This window comes from Candidatus Formimonas warabiya (assembly GCF_002777255.1).
In the GTDB taxonomy this organism is placed as follows: domain Bacteria; phylum Bacillota; class Dehalobacteriia; order Dehalobacteriales; family Dehalobacteriaceae; genus Formimonas; species Formimonas warabiya.
In genome coordinates, this window is record NZ_CP017634.1 from 1,119,273 (window position 1) to 1,140,293 (window position 21,021).

The following is a 21,021-nucleotide window of genomic DNA, read 5'->3' on the forward strand; positions in this document are numbered from 1 at the left end:
AGCATATGGTTGTTGAAATCTATTCATGATCATGTATAATAAGAATAGCAAACACACGTTCGAGGTCAAAATTAATTTCGAAAGTGGTGACAAACAGGATGAGCGACATCTTAACGGGGCTTAATGAACAGCAACGACAAGCAGTATCTGCCACGGAGGGTTTCATACGCGTGATCGCGGGTGCGGGGTCAGGTAAGACCCGCGCGCTGTCCCATCGGTTTGCCTATCTTGTCAATGAGATTGGCATTATGCCGTCCAACGTCCTCTGCGTCACATTTACCAATAAATCCGCCCATGAGATGAAGCATCGCATCCGCCGGCTCACCGGCGACAACGATACCGGTTATATCAGTACTTTCCACAGCTTCTGCGTAACTGTTTTGCAGGAGGACATCAACGTTGTCCAATATCCGAAAAGCTTTCTTGTTCTTGACAATTCCGATATAGACGATATGCTGAAGATCATTTATGAAGAACGCGGCCTTACGTTGCGCCATATGACCTTCTCTCGGGCGAGGGACATGATCGAAATCCGCAAGTTGTTTAAAGATCCGGAGTACTACAAATTTATGATCTCGCTTTCTTTTGAAGAGTTGCATCAAAAGTATCTGAATGCCATAGAAGCGGACGACATCATCTTTTGGGGATACCTGTATCAGGAAAAGAAATGCTTCGGACTCGACTACAATGACCTGATCAAATATGTACTCCACATCTTCAGCGTGGACGATGCGATCAGGGTAAAGTGGCAGCAGCGGCTGGAATACATCATGATCGATGAGTACCAGGATATTGACGATTTGCAGTATCGGCTGATGAAGGTACTGTGCGACTATCACAAAAACCTTTTTATTGTGGGCGACCCAGATCAGACGATCTACACCTGGCGCGGTGCCAATGTGAAATATTTGCTGGACTTTGACAAAGAATTCCCCCATGTCCGTACCGTCATGATGATGGAGAATTATCGCTCCACACCACAGATTCTTGCGGCAGCTAATTCTTTAATTGGAAACAATAAAAACCGCATTAAAAAGAATTTGCTTCCTACTTTACCGCACGGGGTTCCGGTTGTTTACCATCATGCCAAAACAGCGGAGGCGGAGGCCAAATGGATCGCGTTTCAAATCAAAGAATTGGTTGATCAAGGTGCAAAGCTAAGCGACGTAACGATCCTCTATCGGGCACATTTCATCTCCCGTACGCTGGAGGGGGTGTTTCTAAAAGAAGAGCTCCCCTACACGATCTATAGCGGTGTCCAATTCTTTGGTCGTATGGAGATTAAGGACACCCTCTCCTATCTCCGGCTTATTGTTTATAAGGATGACCTGTCCTTCCTGCGGGTGGCCAACGTGCCAAAGCGTAACATCGGCGAGCGGCGCATGAAGTTTCTGAAAGATTACGCCGCCCAAAATCAATGCTCGCTTTACCATGCGCTGGAGAAAACAATAGATAACGAAATTTTTAAGAACACGAAGGCGAAAAGGCTCCTTGACTTAATCGAGGGCTTTTCCAGAACCTATCAGGATGTGCCGATTTCCGAGCTGTTAAATTCACTCCTTGAGCAAAGCGGCTATGAGGCAATGCTCCGGACGGAAGGAAGCCAGGAGCGGCTGGACAATCTGGCTGAGTTCAAACAATCGGTTTATGAATACGAGACCGCCAGCGGAGAGGAATGCACTTTAGAAAACTATCTGTCTCATGTGGCGTTGCTGACAAACACCGACACTGCCTCCGGCAGAAATGCGGTTAAGCTGATGACTGTGCATACGGCGAAGGGCCTGGAGTTTCCCTATGTTTTTCTTTGCGGTCTTGAGGAAGGCGTGTTCCCGTCAAAAAAGACCGCGACGCTGGAAGCCATGGAGGAAGAGCGGCGGCTTGCCTTTGTCGCGTTCACGCGTGCGGAAAAAGCTTTGTACCTGACCGATGCGGAGGGCCGGAACTTGGACGGCTCATACCGGTACCCGTCCCGTTTCATCTTCAATGTGGACAAGGACCTTCTTGCCTACACGGAAGAGCTTGATCAAAGTCTGTTAAATGACTCAAATTGGCATATCGGCAGCAGCGAGAAATTAATGGAAGGGATGTCCTCTCAGTTCGCCTTTAACCCCGGCGACCGTATCGTGCACAGCATCATAGGCGCCGGTGAAGTGATCGGAATCGACCGTGACAAAGCTGCCTACTTAATTAAGTTCGACAATCTTAGGACGGCGAGGAGTATCAGCCTGAGAGCCAAAATCGAAGCGGAGAACGGTAGAAATTGAACGAAAGGCTTTATCATGGAAAGGAAAAATAATTTGATCGTTTGCTGGTTCGGGACGTTTGTAACATCGGTAGGAATGAGCCAGATTGCTCCTATATTACCCCTTTATATAAAACAGCTTGGTATAAATGATACAGGTTCAATTGCACAATGGTCAGGGATCGCATTTGGCGCTACGTTTATCATTTCAGCACTATTTTCACCAATTTGGGGGCAAGCAGCAGACAAATTTGGAAAAAAGCCCATGCTACTACGTGCAAGTTTTGGCATGGCGTTTGTTGTGTTTTGGATGGGCTTTGCGCAAAACGTATACCAATTCGTAATATTAAGACTGCTCCAAGGGGTTATTACCGGATATAGTACGGCTTGCAATGCATTAATCGCAACGCAGACCGATAAGGAACATGCCGGCTGGGCATTGGCGACCCTATCAACAGGCTCCATTGCAGGTTATTTATTAGGACCAGTGATTGGGGGATATCTAGGAGAAAAATTAGGGATACCAAGTGTATTTTTTATAACAGCTGCATTACTAATGATTGCTTTCATGGCAACCCTAATATTTGTAAAAGAACAATTTATTCGTTCAGACCGAAAGGAACTTACTATTAGAGATGCTTGGAACCGTATTCCAAACTCAGCGTTAATTATGACAGTTTTTGTAACGACATGCATTATAAATTTTGCATTTATGTCCATAGAGCCAATTATTACCGTATATGTCATACAATTGTCCCATAATACAGCACATGTTGCACTACTATCTGGCATCGCATTTTCTGCTTCAGGATTGGCAAGTATCCTGTCTGCCCCACGGCTAGGAAAACTTTCGGACAAAATCGGAACCCCAAAGGTTATATTAGTGGAACTTATCATTACAGGGGTTTTCGTAATACCACAAGCCTTTGTGAACAGCCCTTGGGAACTGATAGGACTTCGTTTTTTATTAGGATTATCCTCCGCAGGATTGCTTCCGTCACTGAATGCGCTGGTTAAAAAAATTACACCAGATTTCCTGATTGGTAGGGTCTTTGGATTTAACATATCCGCACAATATTTGGGCATATTTGGAGGCTCAGTATTGGGAGGAGAAGCGGCAGCCCATTTCGGCATTCAAAGCGTATTCTTTATAACCAGTATATTATTATGGATAAATGCTTTATGGATCTACAAAACAGTGTATAGGGAAATAATTTAAAAGTTCTTCTACATTCATAACCAGGCTCAAAATTCCACTCAACACGACAATAATAAACCCCAATCTTATGATTGGGGTCTAGTTAGATTTATTGCTGCTTCTTGATATACACGATACGTTTGATCGTCAAAACAAACCATTAGTACCTTCTCAATACTTGCATTTATTTCAAGAAACCTTATAATTTCCTGAACAGCTATTCCCGCTGCCCTGTCGACCGGGAACAGATAAGCTCCCGTACTGATAGAAGGAAAGGCGACGGTTTTAATGCCACCGTTTCTTACGGCCAGTTCCAAAGAATTTCTGTAGCATGCTCCCAGCAGCGTATCTTCTTCACGATTGCCCCCGCGCCATACGGGCCCCACCGTATGAATTACCCATTTAGCCGGCAATTTATAGCCTTTGGTTATTTTTGCTTCTCCGGTTCTACATCCGTTCAGCTTTTTACATTCTCCCAGCAATTGAGGGCCTGCTGCTCTGTGGATAGCACCATCCACACCCCCGCCTCCCAGCAGTGAATGATTGGCTGCATTCACAATGGCATCAACATTTTGCTTGGTAATATCACCTTTAATCACTTCAAATCGATCCATACTCAGGAACCCTCCCTTCTATTCCGCATCTATTTGACGGAATACTCCTGCAACAACCTTTGTTTCATCTCCCATAATGGCTTTGACAAATCGACGTAGTAATTATGGGGATTCTCAAAACGTAGTACCTCGTCCCACAAAGTCTCAATCTGACCCTTGCAATAGCTCTTGATCTCTTTCAATTCAGGGCTTTGGTAGACACAATTTCCCTGATCAAAGATCTTGGTTAAAAGCCTTTTGGCGTAAAAATTGGTCACCGTCTTTCTTTTCCAGATATACTCGGGGTCAAAGATCACATAAGGATTTTTCTCATCAATCGTCTCATCGTAAATAGTAATTACATCAGCAATCGCTTTATGGGTACTTTTATCAAAAAGTCTCCACACCTGTTTGAAGGCAGGGTTGGTTATCTTGCCTACATTTTCACTCAACTTGATCTTAGGAATAATCATCCCGTCTTCTTCAACAGCAGTAAGCTTATATACTCCACTGAATACAGGCTCGGACTTTGAGGTAATCAGACGTTCCCCCACCCCGAAAGAATCCACCTGTGCTCCTTGAATTAGGATATCCCGAATAATATACTCATCCAATGAATTGGATGCGACAATTTTACAATCCGGGAAGCCTGCCTCGTCCAGCATCCTCCTGGCTTCCTTTGACAGGTAGGTGATATCCCCGCTGTCTATCCGGATGCCTTTGGGTCTAAATCCCCTTGGGACTACTTCCTCATGAAATATTCTGATCGCATTAGGAACACCGGATTTCAGTACATTGTATGTATCCACCAGGAAAGTACACTGGTCGGGGTAAGTTCTCGCATAAGCCCGAAAAGCTTCCAATTCATTTGGGAACATTTGAATCCAGCTGTGCGCCATCGTACCGAGAACAGGTATCTCAAAATCTCTCTCTGCAATCGTACAGGCTGTTCCAATGCAACCACCGATGTATGCCGCCCTTGCCCCATAAATGGCCCCATGATACCCTTGGGCTCTTCGCGATCCGAACTCCATCACGCCACGCCCCTGGGCCGCTCTGACAATTCTATTGGCCTTTGTCGCAATGAGGCTTTGATGGTTGATTGTGAGCAGCACCATAGTTTCCACAAACTGAGCTTCGATCACCGGTCCCCGGACGATCACAATGGGTTCATTGGGGAAAATAGGCGTTCCTTCCGGTACAGCCCAAACATCACAGCTGAATTTAAAATTTTTCAGATAGCGGAGGAAATCTTCACTGAAAAGCTTCTTACCACGCAGATAGTCAATGTCTTCTTCAGAGAAGCGCAGATTCTTTAAATATTCGATCAGCTGTTCAACCCCTGCCATGATCACAAAACCGCCGTTATCGGGAACCTTGCGAAAAAACATATCAAAATAGGCGATGCGGTCTTTCAACCCATGCTCCAAATAACCATTTGCCATGGTAATTTCGTAAAAATCCGTCAACATGGTTAGGTTCATTTGATCCATTTATCTCAACCCCTTAGATGACTATAATCTGCCTTGCGCATCTAACCAATTGCCTGCACTACCTCAATCCCATTTCCCAGCATATTATATAATGCCAGCATGTTCATGAGATCAGCGTTGTGCACACCCAAATCATAGGTCTCAACAGCGTTAGCAGGAACTATAATTCTTGCTTTTTTGTCGTGAAGATTAAACCAGGTTTTCAGCGTAATGGCAAATTGCTGAATACAAATATCCGTGCAGTCTCCCGTAATGATAAAATTAGTCATCCGGGGATTTTCCTGAAGCCATTTCTGAAAATCTTCTTCCAGAAAGCCGTTGGTGGAATTCTTTAATATCAGCGTGTATCCCCCCACCGTTTTGACTTCATCTACTAATTCCCCTTCCAGAGTCCCTGCCAGACAATGTACCGGATAGACATCAAATTCCGGGCATTTCTCAGTATGGCAATCTGCAAAAGCAAGTATTGGGATGGCTAATTCACGGCATGCTTTTATTAACCTGATGATTTCAGGAATAAGTTCTGCAACCCTGGAACTGTGGAGCGCTCCTTGCCTGGCAAAGCCATTTACCAGATCAATCATCACCAGTGCGGTTTGACCGGCAGGCAAATTGTTTAACTGCTGCTCCGGAAGCTTGGCAATGAGCTCCCATATTTCCCCTAGCGTTTCCGCACCTTTTTTTTGGAAATCGTTTTTCAGCATCATTTTTATACCCTTTCCTCCTCTCACTCCATGTTGTTGATCCAATTTGGATTAAATCTGAACAGTTTTGAAGGCCGATGGCCCGCATCCTTGGTGTACTCATTGGTCTCGATCACCATCTCGGCTGTCTTTCTACGGAAATTAGCCTTAAGCAGTTCTTTGTCAAGGATGACTTCGTACACCTGTTGCAGTTCTGTCAGTGTAAATAGTTCCGGCATCAGGTTGAATGCGATGTCCGTATACTTAATTTTGCTGCGCAGCCTTTCAATCCCATAGGCGATGATCTTGGCGTGATCAGCGGCGATCCCATTGGATTCAACCACTTCCCTGTTGACCTTTGTGACCTTTCCTTCCACAGTCTTCACTGTTTTCACCAGGGCAGAGAGGTCATCATCTTCATTTGACAGGTTTAACTTAATTAGCTGCTGCAGGACATACCCTTTTTCCGTTACCGTCTTTTGCTCCTGATACAATTTAGCCGAAACCGAAAACCATTTGGCATCATCCGCATCATCACTAGCTCGGATATCCATTGTGGAGCTGTCAACTAAAGACATATAGGAAACACTGATCACTCTTGTGCGCGGGTCTCTGCCGACATCTCCCCATGTGTATAGCTGCTCCATGTAGATATGATCAATATTGGTTTCTTCTTTCAGTTCCCGTAAGGCTGCATCATCAAGACTCTCCTTCATTTGCACAAACCCGCCCGGTAGAGCCCATTGACCGATGAAGGGGTGATCGCCTCTTTTAATCAGCAACAGCTTCAAGACCTTTTCCGACAGTTTCCGGTAATTCTTCTTTTCCTCTTTCGTGACGGTAAATATCAGCATATCCACTGTCACTGACGGCTTTTCATATTTTCCGGCATCGTAAATGGACAAGAATTGTTCTTCCGTCATACCCTGTTTATTTTTTATTTTATTTTCACTCATCTGAGTCACCCTGAGTCTCTTATTTTCTCCATGTTATTATCATTTTGTAAATATCATTATATTACTATGATTTGCCTTCTGTCAAAGGTTTTTCCAAAAAAAATGGCAGATGGAAAGGTTGCTCTTCCCACCCGCCTTGTTTACTCTATTTATTAATTGCGTACGCGAGACAAAATGCTATTCTATTCTAACTGCCGTGCCCGATGCGGTTACCATCAGCATATTCCCTTGTCCAAGCACTTCATAGTCTATATCGACACTAACTACGGCATTTGCCCCCATTCTTTCCGCTCTTTGTTCCAATTCTTTTAAAGCATCCTCCCGGGCTTGAATCAGCTCCCCTTCATAAGAAGTGGATCTCCCCCCGAAAATATTGGTTAACCCGGCAGCAAAATCTTTTACAAAATTCACACCGGAGACAACCTCCCCAAAAATGATGCCTTTGTACTCCACAATTCTTTTTCCCTCAACATTGGGTGTAGTTGTAATAATCATCCTTTGCCCTCCCATTTATTTTGATATTTCTCAGAAATTGCCGAAGACTATCTCTCATTCTAAATGAAATTTCGTCGGGATACAACTCTCACAAGGTACTTTTACCTGGCATTTTCCACAGCCAAATCTTGGTTTATATTTTTCTCCTGTCTCAGCTAAAAATCTCGAACAGATCGCGTGGTTTTTTCCCTTTTCTAAAGATATGGCATGGACCGGGCAATTCTTTGCGCAGGCGCCACACATAGAACAGTATTCATAAATGCTTTCGTAATCTCTTTTGTCAGGAGAGAGAGCTAATTCCGTAATGATGCTGCCGAACCTGCCCGCAATACCCTTTTGGGTGATCAGGCCTTTGGATAGCCCGAATGTTCCCAGGCCGCACACAAAAGCCACATGTCTTTCGGACCAATTACTTGTAAATATTGTGTTTTCGTCATTTCTGTCGGCATGGTCAAACCGGGTTTTGGCCCAAAACCTTTCCTCCAGGGAAGGCACCAGGCTAATATAACCAGCACGAATTAATTCCGACTGCACATGCCGGCACAAGGTATTTAAAAATGCTTGACCTTCAATCCGCCCATGAAGCCATTCTTCGGACGGCCACAACATATCTCGGCTATTCCCCTTTCTTACGGCTTCCGTAAAAGGCAAAAAAAAGGAAATTACGGTTTTAGATTGGGGCAGCCATTCTCTGGGAAGTAAAAAATGCTTTCCGATTACCGAAGGCTTTTTTAATAAGTTGAAATATTCATCATCTGCTGCACCGAAAGCAAAAATCGGCGTTTCAAAGATCTTCATCCCTACAACCGCTTTTGAAAGTGCCATTTTCTCCGTTATAACATTCTCTTCCGATCTCTCCACAAAGGAGGACGCCAGATTCATTACATCCTGCTTATTCATACTATTCCTCCATTGGCAATGTGGCAAGGGAACATTTTGTTTACCACTTCCGCTCCCCTAGCCGTATAAGCCGTTTAATATTTTTATTTGTATCAATCGCCTATCGGGCAATTTTACATGATAGCGATTGTGAATGTTGTATTGATCCTTAATCAGCGATGGGATTTTGAGGGCCGGTCAGATTGAATTGATAAAATACCAAATCCAGCCACTTACCAAACTTGAAGCCCGCCCTTTTGATGGTCCCGGAGTAATGAAAACCTAATTTTTCATGCATTCTAATACTGTCTTCATTCATGGCATCAAAGCCGGCAACCAGGGTGGCAAACTCTCTTTCCTCAGCAAGCCTGATTATTTCTTTGACAAGAGCCGTGCCAACACCACGATTTCTATATTTTTTATGTACATATACGGAATGTTCGATCGTGTATTTATAGGCCGGCCAAGGTCTGAAAGGTCCAAAGGTTGCAAAGCCCAGCACAAGATTATTTTCTTCAAATACAAGTACCGGAAATTGATCCTCCTTTTTTTTATGGAACCATAACATTCTTTCTTCTATTGTCTGGGCATGATAGGTATATACTGCAGTAGTATTCAGGATCGCATCATTATAAATCTCTCGGATCTCACCTATATCCTTTTCCACTGCTTGTCTTATCATTTCCATCAACACCTCTTAAGATTAGTTTACCATCATTTGCGTCCCTCTTGAATGATAAATCATACAAAATTATTTTAGCTAAAAAGTCCTTTTAATTTTTTTTTGGAATTAAAATTCAGTTTGTTTCTATCTAATTCATCTTTGTTGGCAGAAAAAATTTTATGAAAACCCGTATCTAAAATGATATGATCGAGAAATTCAATAGGAATAATATCCTCCCTCGGGTTGTATAACATAAAATCTTGATCCTGCAGCTTTTTAGATATTTCTTCATCTCGAATAAACCAGATATGTTCTCGTATTTTTGTAGATTGCAGGCCCCTCCAAAAGGTATAGCCTTCAATTTGGATGGAATCGTTCATGCCATCTTTCTGTTCCTCCTCCAGGGGAGCGCACGCAGACCATTTATCGACAGAGGTAACCAAAACGACTTTGGGGAAAGCGCTCTTATTCCTGCTCCGGTATTCCCTGGCCAGGTTGACTACAGAACTATGTCCAGACGAATGTTTAAAAAATTCATTTGTGAATCCATTTGCCCCAACCATAATGAAGTGAATATGATTATTTTGGATAATATTCCCTACCACTGCATCCGGGATGAGGATGACATTTTTAAAATTTCTCTCCAGCAATGAATTAGCATACTGAAAACCATCATGATATAACAAGTTTTCCATTCTGCCTATTTGAGTTTTGGGTTGTCCTTCACAGATAAATAATCTGATTTTTTGTGAGGCATTTTCTTCTAAAACAGTATTATAAAAACCTTTTCGATATCTGTTAAGCATGTTCGTATCGTTATTGACCTGTTGTCCTATCAAAAGATCCCGAAAGCCGCACAGGGCTTTTATGACTAGTTCACTATAGCCAAAGAGGAGTATATTAATCATCTCAGAATCATCATAATCAAGATTTTCCTTTTCCATCATAAACTCTTGAAAAAATAGGCTGCCATGATACCTGATTTGATTCCTCGATTGATTATAATTCTGGTAATAAAAGTCAATTCTTTTCATGAACTCTTCAAAATTATTGGGTAATAAGGCAAGAGATTTTTTGCATTGTTCAATTAATGTCTTTAAACCTAAATGGCAGGATCTTTTTCTTAAAATGTCCCGCTCTAGAATCGAAATGAAGTCTTCAATGGCTTCTTTTCGTTTATCCAGTGATTTTTCAATCGTAAACTTTGTCGGGGGGGGAATTTTTAATTAAACGATATCCCCCAATATTGGATATGGTTAATAAAATTAGTTCCAATAATTTTGAAGCACTGGGCGCTAATAAAATATCATAATTTACAATTAAGCCGATCAAATCATTTAAAGTTTGATTGTCCATGGAAACGGTGACTTCATTTTTTTGGATATCAAGATAATAGGTGATTCCTGAACGGGTCAACACATTCATGACGCCGGATAATTCCTCTCTTAAATCGCTAATAACCAGGTCAATAATATAATCGATTTTACTTTTCACCCAGGCGGGATCAACCTTCAATTTGACTAATTGGGACGAGTCCGGGGTGTTGAATTCCACCCGAATCAGGTGCTCTTTTTCATTAATACCAATACCGCCCACAATCCGGCTTTTGATCCAATGGAATTTTGATTCAGCAGGGATATCGTAGGCAAGACAAACAGCATATTCGGAAGAAGGGGTTCTGGTGCTGTCAATATGTAGGGCATCGGCTAAACGCAAATAAGCGGCTAAAAGTTTTAACCGGTGTTCTTTATTATGTACCAAGATACTTTCCGGACAAGTATTCAGATCCTCCTGCCTGCGATGGTACCGACAAAGCTTAGAAATAAATATTTTATCGGCCTCATCAATACCACACCGTTTGTATTGCTCAATAATGAACTTTTCCGATGTTTCGTGGTGTCGCTTGCGAATTTCCGCATCTGTTAAGGATTCTCCTTTCCAGACGTCTTCCGCAACAGATCGAAGCATGCCCAGATCGTGTAGCCATGCTGAGGCTAATAGATAAAAACGCTCTTCTTCCAGCAGCTTTTCATGGGTATAGTCTGGAATCAGCCGGTGAATAAACCCTTCCACGGCTTTACAATGATCCGGACCATGTGGCGTGTAATAAGGAGGATCAGCATTCGTTTCTTTATTCTGCTCATATATTTTTAGCACATTTTCTCTGACTTTGTTTAAATAATTCTTGTAATTGTTGTTTAAAGCATTTTCCCACATTTTAACACCCCTCATTTAGCTCATCTGCAACCTGATTGCTACCATATCTATTCGACTGATTTCATGCATCTTCCTTGTCCAAAATTTCGACATCTTCTGACATGCAAAAGGCCACTAGAAAGCTTGGCTTGCGCCAAGCCTCTGGCGACGGCGGAAGCCTTAGTTGCACTTATACTTTCAACCTTTTAAAACTTATAAATTCTGAAAGTATAAAAAAAGGCTGCCGGATAAAAAACTATCCACAGCCTTTACGAACCATCTACTTTAACATACTAATCTTATTTACACTAAAGCCAGTTTGCTTTTTGATTTTCTTTTTGAAAATAAAATAATCTAAGCCGATCCTGGAGGCATTGATACCCGCGACTAGTAAGATGAGTGCGGCAGTATAAAGAATAGGGTTTGTGCTCGTCGCACCAGATAACATAAAATTAAGATTCAGTAGCGCCCCGCCAATCAATGCGAAAGTTGTTAAGCACCCGAGTATCAGTCCTATCCCCACCGCAACTTCCCCAAAAGACACAAGGTAACTGAATATTTTTGCGTTGGGCAAGGCAAAATTTTGGAGAAATGATGCGTACCAGCTCTGCACAGCCGGATGCTCCCCACCGGCTAATTTAACAGCATTTGATAAAAAGCCTGTTACAGCAGTACCTGCTTTATCTCCCGTCCAAGCTGGGTTTCCCATTTTACTTAAGCCTGCTTCCAGCCATTGCACGCCAAGCCAAATCCTAATTATGGTCCAAAGTAAGGCAAATTTCGGATCGGTAAATAATCGCTTCATGGCTCTCCCTCTCTTTGAATGTTGAATTCGTCACATGATACTTCATTTGCTCATGATCGTGATCATATGACGAATTCATTTTAACACACGCAAAGAGGCTTAACTATTTGTAAAATTGGGTTCAGGTTGTGGATATTCCCAAGGAAATATCTGCTACTCCCCATATTCTTTCGCCTTCTCAAGTCCATTCAAGACCCGATACGCCCCATCGGTCAGCGCTTCCAACTCATTTTCCCCGGGGCTCACTTCAACCGGTGCAATAAAATTGATTCTTTCCCTAATCCAATCCACCAGCAACTTCGAATAAGCCAAACCCCCAGTCAAAACAATAAAATCCACCTTTCCTTTTAAAACCGCAGCGCAGCCTCCGATCTCCTTTGCAATTTGATAAGCCATAGCCTCGAATATGAAAAAAGCCTTTCGATTTCCCTGTTTTATCAATGCTTCTACTACCCTGGCATCATTCGTCTCTAAATAGCTTACCAAACCGCCTCTTCCCTTAATCTTTTGATAGACCTCTTTTTTGGATAGTCCTGATTCAAAACACATTTCCACGATACTTTCCACCGGCAGTCCACCTGTTCTTTCGGGGGAAAAAGGGCCATCGCCGTCTACTCCGTTATTAACATCAATGACCCGCCCCTTTTGGTGGGCTCCTACAGTGATTCCCCCACCTAAATGAGCGACGATCAAATTTAGCTCCTCATACTGCCTGCGGTGCTTTTCGGCAATCTTTCTTGCTACAGCTTTCTGGTTGAGGGCATGGAACAAACTTTTCCTTTCCACTCCTTGAAGTCCTGATATTTTGGCCATATCAGTCATTTCATCGACAGCGATAGGATCGACGATAAAAGCAGGGATCCCTCTGCTGTCAGCCAGGTCTTTTGCAATTAAAGCCCCCAAATTTGAGGCATGCTCTTTGGAGGAATTCCGCAGGTCATGGCACATGATCTCATTAACCCTGTAAGTACCGCAAAGGACAGGTTTTAAAAACCCCCCTCTCGCTACAATACCGTTCAGGCTATCCAGAGAAATATTACTCTCATCAAAAAAACCTAAAATCAGCCTTTTTCTGAAAGGGCATTGTTCCAAAATCGACTTAAAAGAACTTATTTCACGAGGAGAGTGGGGAATACTCTTTTCCTTGATGATTTCCTTGTCTAGAGAAACTGCGACCTTCGTGGAAGTTGACCCGGGATTAATGGCAAGTATTTTCATAGAGGACATGTTTTTTTCTCCTAAACAGGTCAGTCTTGGGCTGTTATGCCCTATTGTAATATTCGCCTTACTTCTCCAATTTCCTTGGCAAAGGATCCATATGTTTTGCCAAGAAAAGTTTTCCTCCTTTCGATCCGGCTCCGGAAAGATGCTATGCCGGATTTAACAAATGGTGGCTCCTGGCGAACTCACCTTCACTGCCTTGGAAGAATATACTACATTGAATTAAATCGATGGGGTGAAAAAGATGAGAAAACGCATGTTAATAAAAAGTCCGGACATGCTAAAAGATTATTTGTTTGATATTAAAGATTTCCTCCAAGAGTTTAAAACCGGGCTTTCTCAAGACGGGAAAGAGAATTCTCTTTCCGTGAGCCGGCAGGAAAATCGGGCATTAGATTTCCTCCCAATTGAAATCTGGGAAACGAAAGAAAAATACTTTATTCAAACATACCTTGCTGTGATAAAAGACCTGTCTGATGTACACATATCTATTAGAGATGGCCATACTTTGATTTTCAAGGTCCGTGTCTCGCCCCAACAACCATTGGAGACCTGTTGGGCCGTTCATACGGAGTATCCAAATTTTCTTCAACGAGAGGTTGTTTTTCCCCATACCATTATTTATAGCGGAGCCACCCTGCAAAATGGCGTTTTAAATATCGTTTTGGAAAAACAAATCTGGCATTTCGAAAGTCCCGTCAGCTATGACAAAATAACGGATGAGAACAACACACCGTCAACATGATTACTTTCCCGTGATCAGAATTCTTTTTCCTCTAGTTTAGCCGATAAAATGCTGTGTAAAGATTTTCTGATAGGGCCCCCCGTTAGAAACCCCAATCCCCACACGGGTGAAGTTAGGATTCAAAATATTAGCCCGGTGGCCCGGACTGTTCATCAGGGCGAAGTGGGCGTCTGTTACACTGGTGTTTCCCGCAAGATTTTCCCCTGCGTAACGATAAATAATTTCATGCGTCTTTATCATATTGCTAAAAGAACCATAAGTAGGGGAATAATGCCCAAAATAGCCCTTATTGATCAGATCCTTGCTCTTTAGCCGGGCAGTTTTTGTCAGGCGCATATCTACCTGGAGGAGTTGCAACCCCCGGGAAGCCCTTTCTAAATTCACCAAGTCCACCATCCTGTGCTCTTCCGCTACTGTGTTTGCCCACAAATAAATTGGCAACTTCTGCGAACCGGGATACTCCATACTCGGCACGCTGTCCTTCATACCCAGAAGGCCTATTTGTTGACCAAACTCTAAAAGGACCATGATGTTGTCGAATAAAGCTTCGACACCTTTATGATTCTTTTCCGTCATCCTTTCACCCCCACACTTTACATACATCGCTTGCCACCGCCTGCCCCTGAATGGTAATCCCAAGCTCTTGCTTCAAAGGATTAACGATTGGACTGGCATGCTTCTCCCTTATAATATTTTTGGCAGCGTGGGGATGTTACACCTATCACCGGTTGAATATCTTTAGTATCTCCTTTATTGACCGCTTTTTCTATTTTTTCTGACCAGGAGCACGCCAAGCAGGATTAAAGTTAAAAGGGCCAGGGCCGGAAGAGCTGTAAAGAACCATACCATGACACTCCCTATAGCACCGGTTAAGGAATTGAATCCATAGACCAAGGCCCGCCCACAGCGGGAAAAAATATTTAGATTTTCTACATTGACATTGATTTCACTATTTGCCGGTTGATAAAGGGTTACAAGAATTGTCGCATATTCTATGCTGTTATGGAGAGCCTTAAGCTGCCCCTCCAAAGACTCCCGTTCCTGCCTGGTTGCAGTGATTTGGGCCTTGATCTTAAGAATGTCATCAATTTTCTCTGCCTTGTTCAAGATGGTAAGCAAGCTATCTTCTTCCGTTTTCAAAACCTTAACTCTAGCGTCAAGGTCGATATACTCCAGGGTAACGTCATTGGTATATTCCCGCTTAAAGTCCGCCTTACCCTGCTTCACGATAAAATCCAGGAGCTGGGCATAATTGGTGCTGGGCACCTTTAAGGACAGGCTGGCATTGCTCTGGTTCTCATTCGTGACGACTGTATAATCGTTTGGGTAACCCTCTAATTCAATGGTCTTATTTTTTATCCTGTCGCATACCGCGTCCAGATCTTCCACACGGAGCTTGATCTCCGCATTCTGAATAATTTTCCGTTCTAGATTCTTTACCTCCGATGTATTATTTCTTTCCGAATTTTCTCCTGCCTCCGGCGTAAGGGCTTCGTCATAGGCAACACTGGAGCTGTTTTCCACCCTGCCTGAATTTTCCTTTGCGCTTTGATTAATGCTCCCACAGCCAGAAACACAAAAGAGGATCAGCACGAAAAGAACCAGGGCTTTTTTCATTTTGTTTACCTCCCATAAATAGGCTTTACCCTCTTTGACTATAAATGAGGCAATTTTGTTCCAAAAAAAGGGTTGCCTCAAAGCCCTTTCAGGCTTCAGGCAACCCTTTCAGATCATACAGTTATTTCATTTTTTCCTAGTCTGGGTGCAGCTAAGTACCGCTTATTATTTCCCCAACAATATTAAATTGCTGTCACCACGTTTGCCCAGTTTCAGTGTCTTGGCGGTAGGAATCCACATACCGGTGTTCTCATCTCTGCCTTGAAGCACCACTTGAGGAGTTTTACTTTGCAGCTGACCTTCGGCAATTTTGCATAAATCATAAAGTTCATCCGTTTTCAGCCGGTTTATAATCAAAACTAATTTTGTAGGAGGAAGATTATTTATTTTCTCCACATTATTTAACCCGGAAAGCTCCACCATCATTCCGTAGTCCCCATTACTGTCGCCGGCAATAAATATGGGATTGGATTGGTGTTTGGGCACCAAAATATTATTAATATTAACCGCTTTTCCATGTTTCGCATTAATCGCATATTTCGTTTTATCAGGAATTTCCGACTGATAACGTCCGTTTGCATCTAAAGTCAATTGCATCCCAATCACGTTTTGCTCCGGTACATTATAACCATATTTGGGGTTGCCGGCAACCGCCCTGATCACATCGTTCAAAGATGCCGTGGAGATATAAACGTCAATCCCGTTCGCTCTAAAGACATTCATTAAATTCGTCACTTCCGTGGAAAGACGCAACCCTTGCCGGAAATAGTTTCCAAAATCCGGGTCACTGTTCAAAATAACTCCGGCTTCTCCAGGCAAGGATTCCGGGCTGTCAAAGTATACTTTCTTACTTTCCTGTGCCAAAGCCCAATCGACGGCCTCAACAGTTAAAGCTTTTAATTCTGCCGGTGTATAACCGGTAAAGAAATTAAGCAGCCAGGTCCAAGAAATATCAAAGTCAAAGGTTACATCAAGGGCATAATAAGTAAACCAGAATTTAGCTTTAAAATCTTTAAACTGATCTGTGCTTTGTATTTGCTCCAAGGTCAGATCATTGGTGGCGTTAGGATTTAACCCTTTATAATTATCCCAGAAAAACTGATAATCTTTGCATAGATCATCGGCTATCTTGGTGATATTGACTGGTTCCCCTGCTTGATTCTTAAAAGTGTCTTCCACAAAATTTGTTTCCGGGATTAGGGCATTATCCCCATGAGTAAAGGCATAACGGAACTGTTCCGGAGTCATCTTATATTTTAGGTTATTTAATTGATAGATGAGCGTATGTTCTTCTGTATCTGCATATACGCAAGTATTATCCCAGTCAAATACAGCATATGGTTTTTGGGCCGCATTATAATTCGGGTTCTTTTTACCATTTTGATCGATTAAGCTTTGCACAGCTTTATAGGCATTGGGTGCCCATCTGCCTTGATCCAAAGTTGGCAGACCACTGGATACCATCTGGGATTGCCCAGCAGTATTGGCCGATGCGGCAGCTAAAGCAGCACCTGAGCCAACCGGTAATACCAATGATAAAGCTAGGATTACACTTAAGACTGACTTTAACCAACCATTTTTCTTACGCATATTCAACACTCCTTCTCGAAATAATTAAATTACTTGTGTCAACTATAGCAACAATTGTCTCTACAAGTAATGTGTGGAATTAACTTTTTTTATCTAAAATTAACGAAATAAAAAAGCCCTTTAGGGCTTTTGGGAAAATTATTTTCATTTAACTCCTTGAGGTCTCTCGCCGGTAAACGGATATAGACTGATCTTGAGGGTTTCTTTTTAGGGGTTAAAATTCCTATTTCGGAATTCTCTTGGCGTTACTCCGGTAAGCTTTTTAAATACCACACTAAATTGCTGGATATTGGGGTAACCCACCTGTTCCGCGATTTCGTAAAGCTTATGATTGGTTGACAGCATCATCCGCTTTGCTTCTTCCAGCCTTACCTTTAAAATATAATTGATAAGATTTTCCCCTGTCTCTTGTTTAAATAATCTGCAAAGATAGACCTTATGGAGGTTTAGAGCTTTTGCCACATCACGGAGACCGATATTTCTCCGGTAATTCGCTGCAATATACTCCATAGCATCTTTAATATGTCTGCTGTATTTTTTGTCATCTATTTTCTCTTTTAGAGCAATCAGATGCACAAATACATTTTGAAACCATTCTCCCATTTCAGACGCCGTATCCAAATCATCCAGTTGATGGAGAGGAATATAATTACAGCCAAATAGATCGGCATAAGTGATGCGAGAGGCATGGCAGGCCCCTGCAATCAGCCCATACATTTGCGCATTTGTCTCTTTAAGATAATTGTACTGCATAAAACCTTGCACATCTTCCCGGTATAGTGCCCTGACTTCTTGCGAGAGCTGTGCCCTATTATTCTCGTCTATCGCCCTTTGAATTTGGATGATTCTTTTTGCCATCATGTCCTTATTCCCGGCATGTAACCGGGAAAAAATTTTATTATAAAATAGAATTTTTCCTTTACCAAAAAAAATCTTATATTTAATCACCTCTAAAGCTTCCCGATAGCGCAGGGGAACATCCGTCAGGCCATAAAATCCTTGGCTGATGCCAATGGTATAGCTAGCCTTTTCAGCCCCGCGGACCTTCCTGTGCAGACGATCTGCTATTTCATAGCTTTGAGAAATAAATTTTAATTGGCTGCCGATTTCCTCCAGCCTTGCGATCAAAATGAACTGCCCATTCTGATAATAAAAACACTCTCCTCCCAGTCCCCCTTCCAGGGCATCTTTTATGGCATAGTAAATTCTTTCCTTCACTTCTTTCCAGGCAGAATAATCCAGGATGTTTTTCTTCTTCTCATAATCATCGAGCTGCACCAAGAGAAGCACAAAATAATGGCCCGTTAAATTTAAGCCAAATCGTTCTGCAAGGCTTTGTTTTGCTCCGGCAGGAACATTCTCCAAAATGATGGTCTTCAAGGCCATGTTTCGCAAGGCATCATCAAATTCATCCCGTTCGGCAGGGACATTTTTTCCACTTCCCGGAGGGATAACTGTCTTTTGTTCCTCCAGCTCCTTTTCTACCTTCACCAGTACGGCATATAAATCCTGGGGGGTAATCAAATCTTTGATCAGGTAATCTGTTACCCCCATTTGGATGGCCTCCCGGGCATAAGAAAACTTTTCGTGGCAGCTTAAAACGATAAACTTTTGCCGGCTGTTTTCCTGTCTAATCGTTTTAATCAAGGCCAGTCCATCCATCACAGGCATTTGGATATCTGTAATAATGAGATCCGGGTGCAAGCTGTAATACTTATCCAAGGCATCTCGGCCATCTTTTGCGGTGGCCGCTATTTCAAAAGCAGTTTCCTTCCAATTAATCAGAAAAGACAAAGTCTCCCTTGCCGGCATTTCATCATCTACCACCAGCACCTTCAGCTTTCTCATAGTTTCGCCTCCCCAGCCTTTCAGATCTTGGAATCGTAAACCAAACACAAGTACCTTGCCCCAGCTTACTTTGAATTTTTAGGCTATAGGCATCCCCATAATACAAGCGCAACCGGGCATTAATATTATTGAGTCCGATATTATTAAAACCGCTTTTGGTACGTCTCTCCTTTTCCTTAAATAAATTGTTTAATTCTTCTTCATCCATACCGACCCCATCATCACTGACCAAAATATTAATTTGGTTCTGGGTTGGATATATTTTAATCCGGATTGTTCCCCTGGTATCCTTGGGAATAATCCCATGATACAAAGCGTTTTCCACAATAGGCTGGAGAATCAGTTTCGGAATGGGTATCTCATTTAGCCCTTCCTCTACTTCATAAACCACCTGCACTTCATTGTCATAGCGATATTTTTGAATGTTTAAATAACTATCTACACAATCCAATTCTTCCTTGATGGAGATAAAATCCCTCCCCACCGACATACTCGCCCTGAGCAGCAGATTAAAGGACTGGATCATTTCTCGAATATCGTCGGCGCCTCTTTTTAAGGCCAAATACTGCAGGGCGTTTAAGGTGTTATGCACAAAATGGGGGTTAATTTGGGCCTGCAATAACTCCAATTTTAATTCTAGCGTTTCCACCTCTACTTTTTTCTTCTCTTCATGTTCTTGATGCACCTGGTCCAGCAAGGCCCGAAACTGTTCTACCATATGATTGAACCCGTTAATAAGACTTTTTAGTTCATCCTCTGTCTTCACTTTCAGCTTTCCCGGCCATTTTCTTTTTTCAAACTGAGCCATAGCTTGATTGATGTCCAGGATGGGATCAGTGACTTTCTTTGATAAGAAATAAGAGATCAGCACGGCAATTAAAATACTAATTGCTCCTATCAGGTAAACAATTTTTAAAATGAATAGGGCATCCTCTTTTACCTTTCCATAGGCCATTCCTCCCACAACCTTCCAATCCGGATAGGACCCCAAAGGCTGGGTCATGAGATAATAGTCGTTGCCATTAATTTTTTTAATCTCACTGGCATTTTCATTTTCTGTCCCATAAGCTTGGATCATCTGATCCGTAAAAGGAGGTGCGCCCACTTGATAAATGATGTTGCCTCTTTCATCGATAACATAGGTAAAATCAAACACTTGGGCGCAAATTGGCTCCACATCGCGGAAAAGATAATCTTTTTTAATATTAATGAGAATATAACCTAATTGTCTAAAATTGTAATTGCTTAAATACTGGCTAAAGTATGTAATGGTAGATTTTTCTTCGTGATCAGCACCATCTACGCTGTTTGGAAAAGTGGAAGGCGGGGAAAAAGCATTAAATTTTCCGGATACAATAAAATCATCAAAAGCCTGATATTGAGAAATCATCTCCCGATAAGGGGAAATCTGATACAATGGATCATAGACTTGCTTTTTTAATCCGAAGGCAAAAATAGAATTGATTGCCGTATGGGAATAAACACTCTGCCTCAAAACCTTGGAAATGTCTCGGGCCTGCTCATAGGCTTCCTCTTCCGGCAAATCCTCACGTGCCATCATTTCCTGCAATACTTCCTGGTCCCGAATGCTATCACAAAGTCCCAAAATAACATTAATTTCTTCATCGATTCCTTTGGTAATGATGTGCATGTTTTGTTCAGCAATGGTGCCGGTTTGTTCCACCAATTTTTTACTGTAGATCAAGCTTACAGAACTACTAATCATGATCACCATCAGGGCAATAATCATGGAAAGATACAGGGCAATACGCACACGAATATGTTTGATGCGCGGT

At 42.4% G+C, this 21,021-nt stretch carries 19 protein-coding genes; 3 read left to right on the forward strand and 16 right to left on the reverse strand.

All coding sequences use genetic code 11. The annotated features are described in order from the left end of the window. Window positions 1–98: 98 nt before the first annotated feature. Together DCMF_RS05315 and DCMF_RS05320 are read left to right on the forward strand one after the other, a co-directional pair. Window positions 99–2,264 carry an ATP-dependent helicase gene (locus DCMF_RS05315; RefSeq protein ID WP_148133462.1) on the forward strand — a complete coding sequence of 722 codons (2,166 nt, stop codon included), beginning with the start codon at window positions 99–101 and terminating at the stop codon, window positions 2,262–2,264. A 15-nt stretch (window positions 2,265–2,279) separates the two neighbouring features. Continuing rightward, window positions 2,280–3,461: a multidrug efflux MFS transporter gene (locus DCMF_RS05320; RefSeq protein ID WP_418219623.1), complete on the forward strand. Its 1,182-nt coding sequence runs from the start codon at window positions 2,280–2,282 to the stop codon at window positions 3,459–3,461. 65 nt (window positions 3,462–3,526) lie between these two features. On the opposite strand, the gene DCMF_RS05325 is transcribed toward DCMF_RS05320, so the two are convergent. The 11 genes from DCMF_RS05325 to buk form a co-directional block, all read right to left on the reverse strand. Next, window positions 3,527–4,054 (reverse strand): O-acetyl-ADP-ribose deacetylase, encoded by a 528-nt coding sequence (locus tag DCMF_RS05325; protein WP_148133464.1) that lies wholly within the window; start codon window positions 4,052–4,054, stop codon window positions 3,527–3,529. Window positions 4,055–4,083: 29 nt separating this feature from the next. Beyond that, on the reverse strand, window positions 4,084–5,526 hold the full coding sequence (locus DCMF_RS05330) for a nicotinate phosphoribosyltransferase (RefSeq protein ID WP_148133465.1): 1,443 nt from the start codon (window positions 5,524–5,526) through the stop codon (window positions 4,084–4,086). A 41-nt stretch (window positions 5,527–5,567) separates the two neighbouring features. Further along, a complete protein-coding gene (locus DCMF_RS05335; protein ID WP_472297457.1) occupies window positions 5,568–6,233 on the reverse strand; it encodes a cysteine hydrolase family protein in 666 nt (221 codons plus the stop codon). Between the two features lie 20 nt (window positions 6,234–6,253). Continuing rightward, on the reverse strand, window positions 6,254–7,165 hold the full coding sequence (locus DCMF_RS05340; protein ID WP_148133466.1) for an NUDIX hydrolase: 912 nt from the start codon (window positions 7,163–7,165) through the stop codon (window positions 6,254–6,256). Window positions 7,166–7,342: 177 nt separating this feature from the next. Next, window positions 7,343–7,660, reverse strand: coding sequence for a putative heavy metal-binding protein (locus DCMF_RS05345; RefSeq protein WP_148133467.1), 318 nt, complete (start codon window positions 7,658–7,660; stop codon window positions 7,343–7,345). A gap of 54 nt (window positions 7,661–7,714) precedes the next feature. Then, window positions 7,715–8,560, reverse strand: a complete 846-nt coding sequence (locus tag DCMF_RS05350; protein WP_148133468.1) for a 4Fe-4S binding protein — start codon at window positions 8,558–8,560, stop codon at window positions 7,715–7,717. 148 nt (window positions 8,561–8,708) lie between these two features. Beyond that, window positions 8,709–9,227: a GNAT family N-acetyltransferase gene (locus DCMF_RS05355; protein WP_335582387.1), complete on the reverse strand. Its 519-nt coding sequence runs from the start codon at window positions 9,225–9,227 to the stop codon at window positions 8,709–8,711. A 68-nt stretch (window positions 9,228–9,295) separates the two neighbouring features. Beyond that, window positions 9,296–10,150 (reverse strand): hypothetical protein, encoded by an 855-nt coding sequence (locus tag DCMF_RS05360; RefSeq protein ID WP_148133469.1) that lies wholly within the window; start codon window positions 10,148–10,150, stop codon window positions 9,296–9,298. 244 nt (window positions 10,151–10,394) lie between these two features. Continuing rightward, on the reverse strand, window positions 10,395–11,420 hold the full coding sequence (locus tag DCMF_RS05365; protein WP_214659113.1) for an HD domain-containing protein: 1,026 nt from the start codon (window positions 11,418–11,420) through the stop codon (window positions 10,395–10,397). Window positions 11,421–11,679: 259 nt separating this feature from the next. Continuing rightward, the gene (locus tag DCMF_RS05370; RefSeq protein WP_148133471.1) at window positions 11,680–12,204 is read right to left on the reverse strand and encodes a DoxX family membrane protein; all 525 of its coding nucleotides are present in this window, start codon (window positions 12,202–12,204) and stop codon (window positions 11,680–11,682) included. Window positions 12,205–12,357: 153 nt separating this feature from the next. Beyond that, window positions 12,358–13,431, reverse strand: coding sequence for a butyrate kinase (gene buk, locus DCMF_RS05375; protein WP_148133472.1), 1,074 nt, complete (start codon window positions 13,429–13,431; stop codon window positions 12,358–12,360). A gap of 238 nt (window positions 13,432–13,669) precedes the next feature. On the opposite strand from buk, the gene DCMF_RS05380 reads away from it, so the two are divergent. After that, the gene (locus tag DCMF_RS05380) at window positions 13,670–14,170 is read left to right on the forward strand and encodes an Hsp20/alpha crystallin family protein (RefSeq protein WP_214659114.1); all 501 of its coding nucleotides are present in this window, start codon (window positions 13,670–13,672) and stop codon (window positions 14,168–14,170) included. 36 nt (window positions 14,171–14,206) lie between these two features. On the opposite strand, the gene DCMF_RS29095 is transcribed toward DCMF_RS05380, so the two are convergent. From DCMF_RS29095 to DCMF_RS05405, 5 genes are all read right to left on the reverse strand, one after another. Further along, window positions 14,207–14,746, reverse strand: coding sequence for a CAP domain-containing protein (locus tag DCMF_RS29095; protein WP_236860196.1), 540 nt, complete (start codon window positions 14,744–14,746; stop codon window positions 14,207–14,209). Window positions 14,747–14,920: 174 nt separating this feature from the next. After that, on the reverse strand, window positions 14,921–15,787 hold the full coding sequence (locus DCMF_RS05390; protein ID WP_148133475.1) for a DUF4349 domain-containing protein: 867 nt from the start codon (window positions 15,785–15,787) through the stop codon (window positions 14,921–14,923). A gap of 165 nt (window positions 15,788–15,952) precedes the next feature. After that, complete coding sequence (locus DCMF_RS05395) at window positions 15,953–17,377, reverse strand: HAD family hydrolase (RefSeq protein ID WP_148133476.1); 1,425 nt, start codon at window positions 17,375–17,377, stop codon at window positions 15,953–15,955. Window positions 17,378–17,584: 207 nt separating this feature from the next. Then, entirely contained in the window at window positions 17,585–19,225 is a 1,641-nt protein-coding gene (locus DCMF_RS05400; RefSeq protein ID WP_148133477.1) for a response regulator, read from the reverse strand. Then, entirely contained in the window at window positions 19,194–20,999 is a 1,806-nt protein-coding gene (locus DCMF_RS05405; RefSeq protein ID WP_148133478.1) for a cache domain-containing sensor histidine kinase, read from the reverse strand. Before DCMF_RS05405 ends, DCMF_RS05400 begins: the two co-directional genes overlap by 32 nt. Window positions 21,000–21,021 lie beyond the last annotated feature (22 nt).

Excerpts from the sequence above, each read along its gene's own strand:
- DCMF_RS05340 (WP_148133466.1), bottom strand. The coding sequence starts at position 7,165 with ATGAGTGAAAATAAAATAAAAAATAAACAGGGTATGACGGAAGAACAA.
- DCMF_RS05390 (WP_148133475.1), bottom strand. The coding sequence starts at position 15,787 with ATGAAAAAAGCCCTGGTTCTTTTCGTGCTGATCCTCTTTTGTGTTTCT.
- buk (WP_148133472.1), bottom strand. The coding sequence starts at position 13,431 with ATGTCCTCTATGAAAATACTTGCCATTAATCCCGGGTCAACTTCCACG.
- DCMF_RS05335 (WP_472297457.1), bottom strand. The coding sequence starts at position 6,233 with ATGATGCTGAAAAACGATTTCCAAAAAAAAGGTGCGGAAACGCTAGGG.
- DCMF_RS05360 (WP_148133469.1), bottom strand. The coding sequence starts at position 10,150 with ATGATGGAAAAGGAAAATCTTGATTATGATGATTCTGAGATGATTAAT.
- DCMF_RS05365 (WP_214659113.1), bottom strand. The coding sequence starts at position 11,420 with ATGTGGGAAAATGCTTTAAACAACAATTACAAGAATTATTTAAACAAA.
- DCMF_RS05315 (WP_148133462.1), top strand. The coding sequence starts at position 99 with ATGAGCGACATCTTAACGGGGCTTAATGAACAGCAACGACAAGCAGTA.
- DCMF_RS29095 (WP_236860196.1), bottom strand. The coding sequence starts at position 14,746 with ATGACGGAAAAGAATCATAAAGGTGTCGAAGCTTTATTCGACAACATC.
- DCMF_RS05395 (WP_148133476.1), bottom strand. The coding sequence starts at position 17,377 with ATGCGTAAGAAAAATGGTTGGTTAAAGTCAGTCTTAAGTGTAATCCTA.
- DCMF_RS05400 (WP_148133477.1), bottom strand. The coding sequence starts at position 19,225 with ATGAGAAAGCTGAAGGTGCTGGTGGTAGATGATGAAATGCCGGCAAGG.
- DCMF_RS05350 (WP_148133468.1), bottom strand. The coding sequence starts at position 8,560 with ATGAATAAGCAGGATGTAATGAATCTGGCGTCCTCCTTTGTGGAGAGA.
- DCMF_RS05330 (WP_148133465.1), bottom strand. The coding sequence starts at position 5,526 with ATGGATCAAATGAACCTAACCATGTTGACGGATTTTTACGAAATTACC.
- DCMF_RS05345 (WP_148133467.1), bottom strand. The coding sequence starts at position 7,660 with ATGATTATTACAACTACACCCAATGTTGAGGGAAAAAGAATTGTGGAG.
- DCMF_RS05355 (WP_335582387.1), bottom strand. The coding sequence starts at position 9,227 with ATGGAAATGATAAGACAAGCAGTGGAAAAGGATATAGGTGAGATCCGA.
- DCMF_RS05370 (WP_148133471.1), bottom strand. The coding sequence starts at position 12,204 with ATGAAGCGATTATTTACCGATCCGAAATTTGCCTTACTTTGGACCATA.
- DCMF_RS05325 (WP_148133464.1), bottom strand. The coding sequence starts at position 4,054 with ATGGATCGATTTGAAGTGATTAAAGGTGATATTACCAAGCAAAATGTT.
- DCMF_RS05320 (WP_418219623.1), top strand. The coding sequence starts at position 2,280 with ATGGAAAGGAAAAATAATTTGATCGTTTGCTGGTTCGGGACGTTTGTA.
- DCMF_RS05380 (WP_214659114.1), top strand. The coding sequence starts at position 13,670 with ATGAGAAAACGCATGTTAATAAAAAGTCCGGACATGCTAAAAGATTAT.